This window comes from Halomonas faecis (assembly GCF_010993975.1).
In the GTDB taxonomy this organism is placed as follows: domain Bacteria; phylum Pseudomonadota; class Gammaproteobacteria; order Pseudomonadales; family Halomonadaceae; genus Halomonas; species Halomonas faecis.
In genome coordinates this window covers 89,046-102,310 of record NZ_JAACZO010000004.1, presented here as the reverse complement: position 1 = coordinate 102,310, position 13,265 = coordinate 89,046, and the positions used below count along the sequence as shown (strand labels likewise).

The window sequence follows — 13,265 nt, the reverse complement described above, 5'->3', positions numbered from 1 at the left end:
GCGCCATCCACAGGGACGACCGATGACTGACAAGCGCCTCTACCCCGCCCTGCACTGCCTGGCGGCGCTGGCCGCCGGAGTGCTCACCACCCTCTCCGCCGCCCCGTTCTCGCTCTGGTGGCTGGGCCCCGTGGCCGCCGGCCTGGTGTATGCCGGCCTGCATCGCCTGACGCCCGGCCAAGTAGCGCTGAAGGGCTGGCTCTACGGGGTGGGCTTGTTCGGTTCCGGCGCCTCCTGGGTCTACGTTTCCATCCACGACTACGGCTATACCGGCGTACCGCTGGCGCTGGCCCTGACCTCTCTCTTCGTGGCCGGCCTGGCTCTGTTCTTCGCCGTGACGCTATGGCTCTACCGCCGGCTCACCGGGCCGCGCCTGGCCTGGCTCTCCTTCGCCGGCGCCTGGGTGCTCGGCGAATGGCTGCGCACTTGGCTGTTCACCGGCTTTCCCTGGCTGCTGCTCGGCACGGCCCAGGTCGATTCGCCGCTGGCGGCCTGGGCACCGGTCGGTGGGGTCTACGCCCTGTCGCTGATCGTGGCGCTCACCGGCAGCCTCGGCGTGGAGTGCCTGCGCCGGCGCTGGTGGGCGGCCGCCCCCATCGCCGCACTGTGGCTCGCCCCCCTCGCCCTGCCCAGCCAGTGGACCTCGCCCGCCGGCGAACCGCTGAACGTGGCGCTGCTGCAGGGCAACCTGCCGCAGTTGATCAAGTGGACACCGGAAGGACAGCGCACGGCCGCCAATACCTATCTCGAACTGACCCGCGAACTGGAAGACGGCCACGACCTCGTCGTGTGGCCCGAAGCGGCGTTGCCGATGTTCGAAGCGGAGGCACGCCCCATCCTGGAGCGCGCCCAGGCGAGCCTACCGCCGCAAACCGCGCTGCTGACCGGCATCCTGCAGCGCGACGGCGAAGGGCTCTACTTCAACAGCGTCATCGGCCTGGGCAATGCCGAGGGCCAGTACCGCAAGACTCACCTGGTGCCCTTCGGGGAGTACCTGCCGCTGGAGGGCCTGTTGCGCGGCGCCATCGCCTTCTTCGACCTGCCGATGCCGGCCATGACGCCGGGCCCTGCGGAGCAGGCGCCCATCGAGGCGGCCGGCACGCGGCTGGGCAACGCCATCTGCTACGAGATCATCTATCCCGACCTGGTCGCGAGCCGTGCCCGCGATGCCGAAATCCTGCTGACGGTGTCCAACGACACCTGGTTCGGCGCCTCCATCGGCCCACTGCAGCACCTGCAGATGGCCCGCCTGCGCGCCCTGGAGAACGGCCGCCCGGTGGTACGCGCCACCAGCAACGGCGTCACCGCAACGATCGACGCCCAGGGGCGGGTCATCGCCCGGGCGCCGCAGTTCGAAGTGGCCACCCTCTCCGCCGAGATCACTCCCATGAGCGGCCACACGCCCTTCACCCGCACCGGCAGCTGGCCGGCATGGCTGCTGGCCGCGCTGCTGGTACTGCCCGGACTGGGTCGGCGCCGGAAAGGCGCGTAGCGCTCGAGTCGGCCGCTATTCGTAGACGTGGAAGCCGCGGCCGCTCTTCCTGCCCAGATAGCCGGCGGCCACCATGCGCTTGAGCAGCGGGCAGGGGCGGTACTTGGGATCGCCGAAGCCCTCCTGCAGCACTTCCATGATCGCCAGACAGACGTCAAGACCGATCAGGTCGGCCAGCGCCAGCGGGCCCATGGGATGGGCGGCACCGAGTTTCATGGCCTCGTCGATGGCCTGGGGCGTGGCGGCACCCTCCTGCACCAGGAAAGCCGCTTCGTTGATCATCGGCACCAGCAGTCGGTTGACGGCGAACCCCGGCGAGTCGGCGATGGCTACCGGCGTCTTGCCGAGATCCTTGGCCAGTTGCTCGATGGTGGCCACGGTAGCGTCGCTGGTCTGCTCGGCGCGAATCACCTCGACGAGTTTGAGTATCGGCACCGGGTTGAAGAAGTGCATCCCCACCACCCGTTCGGGGCGCTCGCACACCGCGGCAAGGCGGGTCAGCGACAACGACGAGGTGTTGGAGGCGAGTATCGCTTCGTGAGTCAGCCGGCTCAGGTCGGCGAACAGTTTCTCCTTGAGCGCCGGCTGCTCGGGAGCGGCCTCGACGATCACCGTACAGTCGCTCAGCGCATCCAGCGCCGTGGTGGTAGCCAGCCGATCCACAGCGGCGTTCTTCTCCACCTCGCTGAGCTTCTCTTTGGCCACCAGCTTGCCCAGGCCCTTGTCGATGGCCGCCCTCGCGCGCTCGAGCTGCGCATCGGCCACGTCGTAGAGCTGGACGGAAAACCCGCTGACCGCTACCACTTGGGCGATGCCCTGCCCCATGGTGCCGGCACCGACGACACCGATCGTTCGTTGACTCATGCTGTCTCTCCCGTTCATTGTCTGCGCGCTTCGTCGCGCAGCACGAATTTCTGAATCTTGCCGGTGGACGTCTTGGGCAGTTCGGTGAAGATCACCGTCTTGGGCACCTTGTATCCAGCCAGATGCTTGCGGCAGTGGGCGATGATGTCGGCCTCGGTAACCTCCCCATAGCCCGTCTTGAGCTTGACGAAAGCGCACGGCGTCTCGCCCCACTTCTCGTCGGGCTTGGCCACCACGGCCGCTTCCTCCACGGCCGGATGACCGTAGATCGCATCTTCGACCTCGATGGTGGAGATGTTCTCGCCGCCGGAGATGATGATGTCCTTGGAGCGGTCCTTGATCTCCACGTAGCCATCGGGATGCCACACGGCCAGGTCACCGGTATGGTACCAGCCGCCCTCCAGTGCCTGCTCGGTGGCCGCCTCGTTCTTGAGGTAGCCCTTCATGACGTTGTTGCCGCGCATCAGGATCTCGCCGATGGTCTGGCCATCCTTGGGCACCGGTTCCAGGGTGTTGGGGTCGGCCACGCACAGCGCCTCGAGCATGTGATAGCGCACGCCCTGGCGCGCCTTGATCTTAGCGCGCTGCTCGAGCGGCAGCTCGTCCCACGCCTCGCGCCAGGCGCACACCGTCACCGGGCCGTAGACCTCGGTGAGGCCGTAGACGTGGGTCACCTCGATGCCGAGCGTCTCGACGCCGGCGATCACCGAAGCGGGCGGTGCGGCGCCGGCCGTGGTGACTTTCACCGGGTGGTCGAAGTCGCGCTTGTCGGCATCGGGCAGGTTGACCAGACCGTTGAGCACGATGGGGGCACCGCTGAAGTGGGTGACGCCCTCGTCGGCGATCAGGTTCATGACCTTCTTGGGATCGACCTTGCGCAAGCACACGCTGACGCCGGCGTTGGCAGCGATGGTCCAGGGAAAGCACCAGCCGTTGCAGTGAAACATCGGCAGCGTCCACAGATAGACCGGATGGTGCGGCATGGCCCATTCGAGAATGTTGCTCACCGCGTTCAGGTAAGCGCCACGGTGGTGATAGACCACCCCCTTGGGCTTGCCGGTGGTACCGGAGGTGTAATTGAGCGAGATCGCCTGCCACTCGTCCTCGGGCAGGCGATACGGGTGCTCGGGATCGCCCTCGGCGAGCAGCGCCTCGTACTCCACCTCGCCGATGCGGCGCGCCTCGCCTTCGAACAGGGCGTCGTCGACGTCGATCACCAGCGGCTTGATGGCCAGATCCGCAATGGCCTCCTCGATCACCGGCGCGAATTCCGGGTCGACGAGCACGGCCCGAGCCTCGCCGTGCTCGAGCATGTAGGCGATGGCCGCGGCATCCAGACGGATGTTGAGCGTGTTCAGCACGCAGCCCGCCAGCGGCACCCCGAAATGGGCCTCGAACATGGCCGGCACGTTGGGCAGCATGGCCGCCACCGTTTCGCCGGGCCGAATGCCGCGCTTCTCGAGCGCCGAGGCCAGTCGGCGACAGCGCGACCAGGTCTCGGCCCAGTTGCGGCGGACATCGCCGTGGATCACCGCCGGATAGTCGGGATAGATGGAAGCGCTACGCTCGATGAAGGTGAGCGGCGAGAGCGCGACGTGATTGGCCGGCGTCTTGGGCAGGCCCTGTTCGAAGAGGCTGTCGTTCATGCTGTGTGGGCTCCGTGGTGGCGTTGTCGTTATGCTGATGCGCGATGACGGGGCCCGGCGCTGCGGGGTGGCGCGCCGGGCCTCATCGGTCACTGAGGGCGGGCGTCGAAGGCGGCGAGGCTCTCCATACCGGCCTCGATCGCCGCGCGCTGGGCGCGCCCCACTGGCAGCCAGTGGCGAATGGCATAGTCGGCGCCGGCCAGCTTGGCGGGGTAGAAGGGATCCTGGCTGCCGGCCTTGATCGCGGCCTGGGCCTTGAAAGCGGCACGCCCCATCTGCCAGGCGCACAGCACGTGGCCGACCAGGCTCAGGAAGGGCGTGGCATAGGCCTGGATGGCATCCGCTCCCTGGGCGGGATCGGCGCCCTGCTCCAGCACCACCGCCAGGGCCGCACGCAAGTCGGCCACGCCAGCCGCCAGGCCGGGGCTCAAGTAGGCCAGTTCGGGGCTGGCAGCGAGCGCCTGGGCGGTCGCCTCGACGTCATCGATCAGCCCGGCCAGGGCCGCCCCGCCGTCACGCTGCAGCTTGCGCCCGGCCAGATCGAGCGCCTGGATGCCGTTGGTGCCCTCATAGATCGGCGCGATGCGCACGTCACGCAGCAGCTGGGCGGCGCCGGTCTCCTCGATGTAGCCCATGCCACCGTGGACCTGCACGCCCAGCGAGGCGATCTCAACGGCTTGGTCGGTGGAAAACGCCTTGACCACCGGGATCAGCACGTCGACCCGTGCCTGGGCGGCACGCCGTGCCTCGGTGTCATCGCTGTGGCGCGCCTCGTCGAGTTCGGCAGCACAGGTGAGGGCCAGCGCCCGCAGGGCGTCCGTTCGCGCCCGCATGGAGAGCAGCATGCGGCGCACGTCGAGATGCTCGCTGATGGTGCTCTCGTGGCCGCGGGCCTTGCCTTGAACGCGATCCAGCGCATAGGCGAAAGCGTGCTGGCAGGCGCGCTCGGCCACGCCGATGCCCTGCACGCCCACCTTGTGGCGAGCCTCGTTCATCATGGTGAACATGTGGTTGAGGCCGCGCCCCTCCTCACCGACCAGATAGCCGATGGCACCGTCGTTCTCGCCGAAACTCAGCGTGCAGGTGGGCGAACCGTGAATGCCCAGCTTGTGCTCGATGGCCGCGCAGACGACATCATTGCGTTCCCCCAGGGAGCCGTCGTCGTTGACCAGGAACTTCGGCACCAGGAACAGCGAAATGCCCTTGTTGCCCTCGGGGGCATTCGGCGTGCGCGCCAGCACCAGATGGAGGATGTTGTCGCTGGCCTCGTGCTCGCCCCAGGTGATGAAAATCTTCTGGCCGAAGAGGCGATACTCGCCGGGCACGGCGTCGCTGGGCACGGCGCGGGTGCGCACTTTGGAGAGATCGGAGCCCGCCTGGGGCTCGGTGAGGTTCATGGTGCCGGTCCAGGAACCTTCCACCAGCCTGGGCAGGTAGATCGCCTTCTGCGCTTCGCTGCCGTGGTGGGCCAGCGCCTCGATGGCACCGGCGGTGAGCATGGGGCATAGTCCCAGCGCCATGTTGGCGCCGTGCAGCATCTCCTGCACGCTGCTCGCCACCACCTCGGGCAGCCCCTGGCCGCCCTGCGCCTCGGCCACGCCGATACCGTTCCAGCCACCCTCGGCGTAGGCGCGGTAGGCCTCGGCAAAGCCCTCGGGCAGAGTCACCCCGCCGTCATCGCGGCGCGTGCAGCCCTGGCGGTCACCGCTGACGTTGAGCGGAGCCCATACCTCGCCGGCGAGCCTCGCCGCCTCTTCCAGCACCGCCTCGACCAGCTCCGGGTTCGCCTCCTCGAAGCCCGGCAATGAGAGAGAGCGGTGCTCGAGCAACTCCTCGAGCACGAACCGCTGATCGCGAACGGGAGGGATGAAGGAAACCATGGCAACACCTCGGAAAAATGATAACGGCGATAGTAGATTCCCTACTTTACGTTAACCATTAGCCCAATGTCGCATGATCGGCAGCCCCGCTGTGCCCGGCGGGGACATCGGCAGCACGCCATGCGTGGCGATCAGCCATGGTATCCGGACTGCGGCGACTCGGTCAGGGTTTCGCCTTCCCGGTCGGCACCGTCATCGCTCGATGGTGCAGCGGCCTCGTCATAGTAGACGATATGCGGCTCGTCGGCCGCTGGTGGGCCCACCAGCGGCTCGACGACCGCCACCTCGGGCACGGCAGCGGAGAGATCCTCGACGTGTTCGTGCTCGATGGCCCCCTGCACCAGCTCCTCGGTGACCACCAGTTCGGCACCCACCGACGACATGGGCGTGGTCGGCGCGAAGGGCGCCACCGGTACCGGCGCCGGGCGTACGCTGCGCCGCCAGGCGAAGAAACCCACCAGGAATAGCCCCAACCCCCCGAAGGCCCAGAACAGTCCGGCATCGCCCATGACCACCATCAGCGGCGAGACCAGCGAGGGGCTCAGCGCCGAACCGATGGCATTGATCAACAGCAGGCCCTGGCTCATGCGCACCAGCGCCCCGGCCGGAGCACGGTCGGCGGCGTGGCCCACGGCCACCGGATAGAGCGAGAAAACGCCGCCCCCGAGCAGAAACAGCAGCCCCGCCAGCAGCCAGGGGGTCATCGGCAGCAGCAGCACGGCCGCCGAGATCGCCGTGCAGAAGCCGCCGATCAGGATCAGCACCATCTGCCGGTCGTGACGGTCGGACCAGCGCCCCACCGGGTACTGCAGCAGCAAGGCGCCGAGTACCACCACGGCCATCATCTGGCCGACCCGATCCACCGCGAAACCGACACGCTGCAGGTAGAGCGGCAGCAAGGTGTAGACCGCCGCCACCGCCAGTCCCGAGCCGAAACTGCCCATCACCCCGGTGGGCGTCAGCGTGATCAGGCGCAGCGGCGAGAGCGGCTCGGCCTTGTCGATCAGCGGCGAGACCCGTGGAATCATCGCCATGGGCAGCACGGAGAGCGACGCCAGCATGCCGATGACGATGAACGAGGCCGAACCGCCCATGGCCTCGGTCAGCCCCAGCAGCAGCTGGCCGAGAACGCCCGCGGCGTAGAGCGAGATCATGTACAGCGCCAGCAAGCGGCCGCGCACCTTCGCCTCGCCCGCGGTGAGCAGCCAGCTCTCGATGACCAGATACACGCCCACCGTCGCCCAGCCGCCGATCAGGCGCAGGCCGAACCACGCCCAGGGCTCGGCGACCAGCCCCTGCAGCAGCACGGTGACGGCAACCAGCGAAGCGAAGCTGCCGTAGGCGCGGATATGGCCGATGCGCAACAGCAGCCGGTCGTTGAGCATGGCGCCCAGTGCCAGGCCGATGAAATAGGCCGACGACACCCCGCCGATCACCACCGGCGACTCCCCGGCGGCGTCGAGACGCAGGGTGATCACCGTGGCCAGGAAACCATTGCCGATGCCGAGTATGAACAGCCCCAGCAGGGGCGCCAGGGCCATGGCCAGCAGTTGCCGCGACATGTTCTCGCCTCGCTTGGGAGTCAGCACACAGGATGGTCGATACCCCGGAAAAACGCCCGCCACCGCCGCGCCGACCGGCACGCGTCAATGGGCCGAGCGAACGAACGGCGCGGCGGAGATCATACGCCCAAGGCCCTGCGAGTCAACGTCAGTGACGCAATTTTTCGCCGTATAACAGTATGTTATCGAAATCGCTCAATAACCCGGCGGTCGCGTTCGTTTTCTGCAGCAGTACCACGTCTGCCGCGGGAAATTCGACGTGCAAGCCAAGCCTCCGTGCCACCCAGCAAAAGGTCGCCTCGCTGAAGAAGCACACGTGGGTCGGATCCTGGATGTAGTGCCAGCGGGCGAACGCCTCGCGGGACCGCACGCGCTTGGTCATGATCCCCAGCCAGCCGTCGAGGGCGAGTCTCTCGACCAGCCGCACCAGCTCACGGCCGGGGGCGTACAGATGCTCCACCACCTCGGTGGCGGTGATGAAGTCGTAGGTGTCGCTCAGTACGCTGGCGTCCGGCGCGTAGTAGGGGTCGTAGATGGCCATGGGATGGCCGGCCTCGGCAAACATCACCGACAAGGTCGGCCCCGGGCCGGCACCGAAGTCGAGCCCGCATGCATCGGGCGCGAGCCGCTCGCGCAGCGGCATGAAGAGCCGCGACAGGAAGCGCCGATAGCCGGGATCGTCGGGATGGTTCTCGTGCTTGTCGTACTCGGCCTTCTCCGCCGCCGGCGACAGGTGGAACGCCGGGGGTACGAACACCAGCTCGCAGCCCTGGCAGCGGTGATACGCACGCCGCGCATCGCGGTGATAGGGTAGGCAGTCGCGGGATGCGCATAGCGGGCAAGTCTGCATCATCGTATCCTCTGTGCCAGAACCTTCCTCCAAGGAGAAACGAATGCTGTCAGGTCTGGACCACCTGGTCATCACCGTGACCGACATTTCCCGCGCCGTGGACTTCTACACCCGAGTGCTCGGGCTCGAGGTTCGCTACCGCGACCGCGAGCGGGTCGACCTGATGCTCGACGACATCGCCCTACGCCTGCACTGGACCGCCACCGACATCGAGCCGCGTGCTGCCACGCCCACCCCCGGCAGCCTCGATCTGTGTCTACGCAGCCTGCTGCCGCTGGACGAAGTGGCGCGCCACCTGGAGGCGCTGGACGTCGCCGTGGAGCTGGGCCCGGTGGAGCGCCAGGGCGCCACCGGGCCCATCGAATCGCTCTACCTGCGCGACCCCGACGGCAACTTGCTGGAGATCAGCCGACCGACGCGGCCCAGCGTGAGCTAAAGCTAGAGTCAGCCCCCGGCTGGCATTGTCGCTCACGCCCGGTATCATTGGCGCCAACCAACGTCGTCGCAGCGGGAGTCCCATGAACGACCCAGCACACTCCGACCGGAATGCCGCCGAGCCCGGCAAACGCACCGACACCACCTTGCCCATCGTCGTCTACGCCCTCTTCCTGGCGGGCATCGTCAGCGGTGGTCTCACCGCCCTGGTGGGCGTGGTGATGGCCTACGTCTACCGCGGCGAAGGCCCCGCCTGGCTCGACGACCACTACCGCTTCCTGATCCGCACCTTCTGGATCGGCGTGCTCTATTTCGGCGTCTCGGGGGTACTCACCCTGGTGCTGATCGGCTTTCTCACCTGGCTGCTGGCGGTGCTCTGGCTGGTCATCCGCTGCGTGAAAGGGCTCAAGCGCCTGCAGGAGCAGCGCGCCCCGGACGACGTGATGACCTGGCTGTTCTGAACCGCTAATGGCCCGTCGCGATCCACGCCTCGCCGCCCTCCAGGCCCGCGCCATCGCCACCCTGTGGCGCGTCCTGGCCAATTGGCGTCTGACCGGCCTATGGCGCCTGGCCCGGCTGACCGGCCCGCTGGTCCACGCATTCAGCCGTCGCGAACGCCAGGTCACCGAGATCAATCTCGCCCAGGTCTACCCCGAGCTCGCGGACAAGGACCGCCCGCGCCTGGCGCGCGCGAGCCTCACCCACTCCGCCGCCACCATGTTCGAGCTGGGCCTGGCCTGGATGGCGCCGCCGAAACGGGTGGAAGCCAGCATTCTCGAGGTGCACGGACGCGAGCTGCTCGACGCCGCGCGCAGCGAAGGGCGCGGCGTCATCGTGCTCGCTCCCCATTTCGGCAACTGGGAAGTACTCAACTTCTGGCTGTCCGGCCACTTCCCCTTCACCGCCATGTACGAGCCGCCCAAGATCGCCCCTCTCGACCCGGTGATCCGCCAGGGTCGCGAGCGCATGGGTGCCCGGCTGGTGCCCACCAACCCGCGTGGCGTGGCGGCGCTGCTCAAGGCGCTCAAGCGCAGCGAAGCGGTGGGCATCCTGCCCGACCAGGAACCCTCCTGGGGCAGCGGCGTCTTCGCCCCCTTCTTCGGGCGGCTCGCCTACACCGCCACGCTGCTGCCCAAGCTGGTGGCACGCACCGAAGCGCGGGTGGTCACCGGCGTGGCACGCCGCCTGCCCGGCCGCGGCTTCGCTATCCACTTCCTGGCTGCCGACGAGCGAGTCTACTCGACGGACGAAGGCGAGTCGGCCAGCGGCGTCAACGCCTGCGTGGAGGCCGCCATCGCCCTCGACCCCGCGCAGTACCAGTGGGAGTACAAACGCTACCGCAAGGTGATCCAGCAACAGGAAGGCCGCCCCGACTATCGCCGCTACCGGATCTATTGAACCTCACTCCCGCCCGTAGCGGTCGTCCAGGCGCACGATGTCGTCCTCGCCCAGGTAGTCGCCGGACTGCACCTCGATCAGCTCCAGGTCGCCCGGGCCGGGGTTGGCCAGGCAGTGCACGCGCCCCACGGGAATGTCGATGGATTGCGTCGCCGCGAGAGAGACGGCCTCGTCATCCAGGGTGACCCGTGCCGTGCCGCCGACCACCACCCAGTGTTCGGCGCGATGGCGATGATACTGGCGCGACAGCCGTGCGCCGGGCTTCACGGTGAGGTGCTTGACCTGATAGCCCGGCCCGGCCTCGAGAATCCGATAGCGCCCCCAGGGGCGATGCACGGTGGCGTGCTGGGCTACCTCGGCTCGGCCCTCGACCGTCAGGCGGTCGACCAGCTGGCGCAGCTCCTGGCCGCGACGTCGGTCGGCCACCAGTACGGCGTCCGCGGTGGTGACGATCGCCAGGTTCTCCACGCCCAGCGTGGCCACCAGCTGCCCCTCGGCGTGCACCAGCAGATTGCGGCTCGCCGCACAGCGCACCTCGCCGCGCAGGGCGTTGCCGTCGGCGTCGTGAGGCAACGCTTCCCACAGCGCCTGCCACGAACCGATGTCGCTCCATCCCGCCGCCAGCGGCACCGTGGCGGCGCGTGCGGTGCACTCCATCACCGCCACGTCGATGGACCGATCGGGACTCGAACAGAACGCCTCGGCGCCGGGGCGCAGGAAATCACGGTCCAGGCTGGCCGCGGTCATGGCACGGCGGCAGGCGTCGAGAATCGCCGGTTCCAGACGTGCCAGCTCGTCGAGGTAGACGTCCGGACGCAGCACGAAGAGTCCGCTGTTCCAGCAGCACTCTCCCTCGGCCAGCAGCGCCTCGGCAGTGGCCGCATCGGGCTTCTCCACAAAGGCCGCCACCCGTCGCCCACCCTCGGAGAGCGGCGCGCCGGGACGAACGTAGCCGTAGCCGGTTTCGGCGCGGTCGGGCACCACGCCAAGGGTGGTCAGCCAACCCTGTTCGGCGAGCACCAGGGCCCGGGCGAGACTCGCCTGAAAGGCGGCGCGGTCGAGGATGCAGTGGTCGGCCGGCAGCACCACCAGCGAATGGCGCTCGTCGCGGCGCTGGACCAGCAGTGCCGCCAGGGCGATGGCCGGCGCGGTGCCACGCCCTTCCGGCTCGAGCAGCAGGGTCGCGTCGGCCACGCCGGCCCGGCGCAACTGCTCGGCCGCGAGGAAACGGTGATCCTCGTGGCAGATGACGATGGGCGGCGCATGATCCAGCCCCTCGAGTCGCGCCAGGGTGGCAGCCAGCAGCGGCGCGTCGTCGAGCAGCGAGAGGAACTGCTTGGGCCGCTGGTGACGCGACAGCGGCCACAGCCGCGTACCGGCGCCGCCGGCCAGGATCACTGGGGTCATCATGAGCCGAACTCCTCGTGCAGCCAGTCGCGCAGCCGGTCCATCCCGGGGTGGCTGTCGCGCTGGGGTGGCAGCAGGCCGGGCACGAAGCCACGGGCCCGGAAGGGGGCAAGCAGTGCCGGATCACCGGCGATGACGTGTACCGGAACGCCATCGCTGGCCGCATCGCCGGTGATCAAGGGGGCCGACTGATGGTCGCCGAGCAGGATCACCAGGCCATCGTCGGCGACATGCTCGGTGATCCATTCGAGGCTCGTCTCCAGCGAGTAGGCCACCGCGCGGGCGTAGTGTTCGCGAACTCGCCGAGTATCCTGCCACAGCGTCTCGGGGGCTTCGCCGGCACCGGCCCAGCGCGCGAACACGCGGCCATCACCCACCGACTGCCAATCCTCCAGCACCGGCAGGATCGGCGTCCAGGGCGCATGGCTGCTGATCAGGGCGATCTGGGCGAACACGGGCGAATCGACCGGGCGCAGCGCCTGCTGGAAGCGGTGCAGGGTGTACTGGTCGGGCATGGTCACCCAGTTCAGGGCGGGGCCTTCGTAGCCGAGCGCCTTCGCAGGGTACAGTGCGTCGAAACCGTAGGCCTCTCCCTCCGGCCAGGCCCGCGTGATGCCGGGCATCACCGCCAGGGTGTGGTGCCCGGTGGCGCGAAAGTCGTCGACCAGCGTCGGCCGCTCGCTGTCGAGCAACAGTCGGTACCACAGATCGTTGTCGATCCGCAGGCCGGACAGCACCGTGGCATGCGACAGCCACGACTGCCCCCCGCGCACCGGAGCCGCCAGAGTGCCGGAGACCGCTGCCAGGTCGGCACCCGCCAGGCGCGGCTCCATCTGCCTGAGCCGCTGACCCACCACCTCGGCGTAACGCGGCTGCTCGAGCGCGCTGACCCCGTAGGATTCGACGAAGACCAGCAGCACGTCGCGCCCGGCGAGCCCCGGCAGAGGCCGCGCCTCTCCCGGATGCTCGGCCAGCGTCTCAGCGAAGGCGCGCCGGGCGCGATGGGTATCGATCAGCTGCCGCACCTGGAAGCCGAAAGTGTCGACCAACGGCGTGCGCGTCACCACCAGCGGCCGGGCGTGCTGCCACTGGGCGACGATCAGCGCGGCACTGGCCACCGCCACCCCCCCGGCCAGCCAGCGCGTCGAACCGAACCGCGCCGTGCCGGGCAGAGCTGACAGAGCGCGCCCGAGCCATCCGACAAGCAGTACCAACGCCGCCATGCCGGCCGGGATCGCCAGTAGTGCCAGTAGAGCGCCCAGGCTACCGGCCAGCAGATCGAAGACGGAGCGCAGCAGCGGCCAGTCGAAGTAGAGATTGAGCGAGCGCCCCAGTGCCTGGTAAGTCGCCGCATCGCCGAGACCGACCAGCACGCCCAGCAGCACCAGCGCGGTCAACGACCAGGCGAGCCGGCGGCTGGCCGCACGCGCCGGCAGCAGGGCCAGCACGGCCACCACCAACAGCGCCTCCAGGGCGACCCAGCGCGTACCCGGCTCGCCGTAGCGCAACCACAGCGGTACCAGCAGCAAGGCATCGAGCAACAGGACGGCGGTCAATACAGGGCGCATTCTCTTTTGTCTTCCGTTCCTTCGTCTTTTCGAAGCAGGGTAACGCAGCGCGATGCTATGTACACTACAATACCCTTGTACAATTATCGTAACGCTTACACTTGGACACTGAGATGCCGTGCAGGATGCCCACAAACCGACGACACTTCACGTTGAGGGATCA

The 13,265-nt window shown here is 68.3% G+C and carries 11 protein-coding genes; 4 read left to right on the top strand and 7 right to left on the bottom strand.

Annotation, left to right across the window (positions count from 1 at the left end):
- The first annotated feature begins 22 nt into the window (after positions 1-22).
- Positions 23-1,492 (top strand): apolipoprotein N-acyltransferase, encoded by a 1,470-nt coding sequence (lnt, locus tag GFD32_RS02875; RefSeq protein WP_163575061.1) that lies wholly within the window; start codon positions 23-25, stop codon positions 1,490-1,492.
- Positions 1,493-1,507: 15 nt separating this feature from the next.
- Here the strand turns inward: lnt and GFD32_RS02870 are convergent, their stop codons facing one another.
- The 5 genes from GFD32_RS02870 to GFD32_RS02850 all read right to left on the bottom strand — a co-directional run bounded on the left by GFD32_RS02870 (position 1,508) and on the right by GFD32_RS02850 (position 8,297).
- Complete coding sequence (locus GFD32_RS02870; protein ID WP_240455531.1) at positions 1,508-2,404, bottom strand: 3-hydroxybutyryl-CoA dehydrogenase; 897 nt, start codon at positions 2,402-2,404, stop codon at positions 1,508-1,510.
- A complete protein-coding gene (locus GFD32_RS02865) occupies positions 2,371-4,002 on the bottom strand; it encodes an acyl-CoA synthetase (protein WP_163575059.1) in 1,632 nt (543 codons plus the stop codon). The genes GFD32_RS02870 and GFD32_RS02865 overlap by 34 nt, the downstream gene beginning before the upstream one ends.
- Positions 4,003-4,091: 89 nt before the next feature.
- The gene (locus GFD32_RS02860) at positions 4,092-5,882 is read right to left on the bottom strand and encodes an acyl-CoA dehydrogenase (protein ID WP_163575058.1); all 1,791 of its coding nucleotides are present in this window, start codon (positions 5,880-5,882) and stop codon (positions 4,092-4,094) included.
- A 131-nt stretch (positions 5,883-6,013) separates the two neighbouring features.
- Positions 6,014-7,444: an MFS transporter gene (locus tag GFD32_RS02855; RefSeq protein ID WP_163575057.1), complete on the bottom strand. Its 1,431-nt coding sequence runs from the start codon at positions 7,442-7,444 to the stop codon at positions 6,014-6,016.
- 148 nt (positions 7,445-7,592) lie between these two features.
- The gene (locus tag GFD32_RS02850) at positions 7,593-8,297 is read right to left on the bottom strand and encodes a class I SAM-dependent methyltransferase (RefSeq protein WP_163575056.1); all 705 of its coding nucleotides are present in this window, start codon (positions 8,295-8,297) and stop codon (positions 7,593-7,595) included.
- Positions 8,298-8,337: 40 nt separating this feature from the next.
- On the opposite strand from GFD32_RS02850, the gene GFD32_RS02845 reads away from it, so the two are divergent.
- The 3 genes from GFD32_RS02845 (at position 8,338) to GFD32_RS02835 (ending at position 10,127) form a co-directional block, all read left to right on the top strand.
- Entirely contained in the window at positions 8,338-8,730 is a 393-nt protein-coding gene (locus GFD32_RS02845) for a VOC family protein (protein WP_163575055.1), read from the top strand.
- A gap of 82 nt (positions 8,731-8,812) precedes the next feature.
- Positions 8,813-9,190 carry a DUF4870 family protein gene (locus GFD32_RS02840; RefSeq protein ID WP_163575054.1) on the top strand — a complete coding sequence of 126 codons (378 nt, stop codon included), beginning with the start codon at positions 8,813-8,815 and terminating at the stop codon, positions 9,188-9,190.
- A gap of 7 nt (positions 9,191-9,197) precedes the next feature.
- Positions 9,198-10,127 carry a lysophospholipid acyltransferase family protein gene (locus tag GFD32_RS02835; RefSeq protein WP_163575053.1) on the top strand — a complete coding sequence of 310 codons (930 nt, stop codon included), beginning with the start codon at positions 9,198-9,200 and terminating at the stop codon, positions 10,125-10,127.
- A gap of 3 nt (positions 10,128-10,130) precedes the next feature.
- Here GFD32_RS02835 and GFD32_RS02830 read toward each other — a convergent pair whose 3' ends face one another.
- The gene (locus tag GFD32_RS02830) at positions 10,131-11,537 is read right to left on the bottom strand and encodes a mannose-1-phosphate guanylyltransferase/mannose-6-phosphate isomerase (RefSeq protein ID WP_163575052.1); all 1,407 of its coding nucleotides are present in this window, start codon (positions 11,535-11,537) and stop codon (positions 10,131-10,133) included.
- Positions 11,534-13,102, bottom strand: a complete 1,569-nt coding sequence (locus tag GFD32_RS02825) for a sulfatase-like hydrolase/transferase (protein WP_163575051.1) — start codon at positions 13,100-13,102, stop codon at positions 11,534-11,536. The genes GFD32_RS02830 and GFD32_RS02825 overlap by 4 nt, the downstream gene beginning before the upstream one ends.
- Between the last annotated feature and the right edge of the window lie 163 nt (positions 13,103-13,265).

What these genes read in the sequence shown, in the direction of transcription:
- GFD32_RS02845 (WP_163575055.1), top strand. Translation starts at nt 8,338, where the DNA reads ATGCTGTCAGGTCTGGACCACCTGGTCATCACCGTGACCGACATTTCC.
- lnt (WP_163575061.1), top strand. Translation starts at nt 23, where the DNA reads ATGACTGACAAGCGCCTCTACCCCGCCCTGCACTGCCTGGCGGCGCTG.
- GFD32_RS02860 (WP_163575058.1), bottom strand. Translation starts at nt 5,882, where the DNA reads ATGGTTTCCTTCATCCCTCCCGTTCGCGATCAGCGGTTCGTGCTCGAG.
- GFD32_RS02835 (WP_163575053.1), top strand. Translation starts at nt 9,198, where the DNA reads ATGGCCCGTCGCGATCCACGCCTCGCCGCCCTCCAGGCCCGCGCCATC.
- GFD32_RS02865 (WP_163575059.1), bottom strand. Translation starts at nt 4,002, where the DNA reads ATGAACGACAGCCTCTTCGAACAGGGCCTGCCCAAGACGCCGGCCAAT.
- GFD32_RS02840 (WP_163575054.1), top strand. Translation starts at nt 8,813, where the DNA reads ATGAACGACCCAGCACACTCCGACCGGAATGCCGCCGAGCCCGGCAAA.
- GFD32_RS02825 (WP_163575051.1), bottom strand. Translation starts at nt 13,102, where the DNA reads ATGCGCCCTGTATTGACCGCCGTCCTGTTGCTCGATGCCTTGCTGCTG.
- GFD32_RS02830 (WP_163575052.1), bottom strand. Translation starts at nt 11,537, where the DNA reads ATGATGACCCCAGTGATCCTGGCCGGCGGCGCCGGTACGCGGCTGTGG.
- GFD32_RS02850 (WP_163575056.1), bottom strand. Translation starts at nt 8,297, where the DNA reads ATGATGCAGACTTGCCCGCTATGCGCATCCCGCGACTGCCTACCCTAT.
- GFD32_RS02855 (WP_163575057.1), bottom strand. Translation starts at nt 7,444, where the DNA reads ATGTCGCGGCAACTGCTGGCCATGGCCCTGGCGCCCCTGCTGGGGCTG.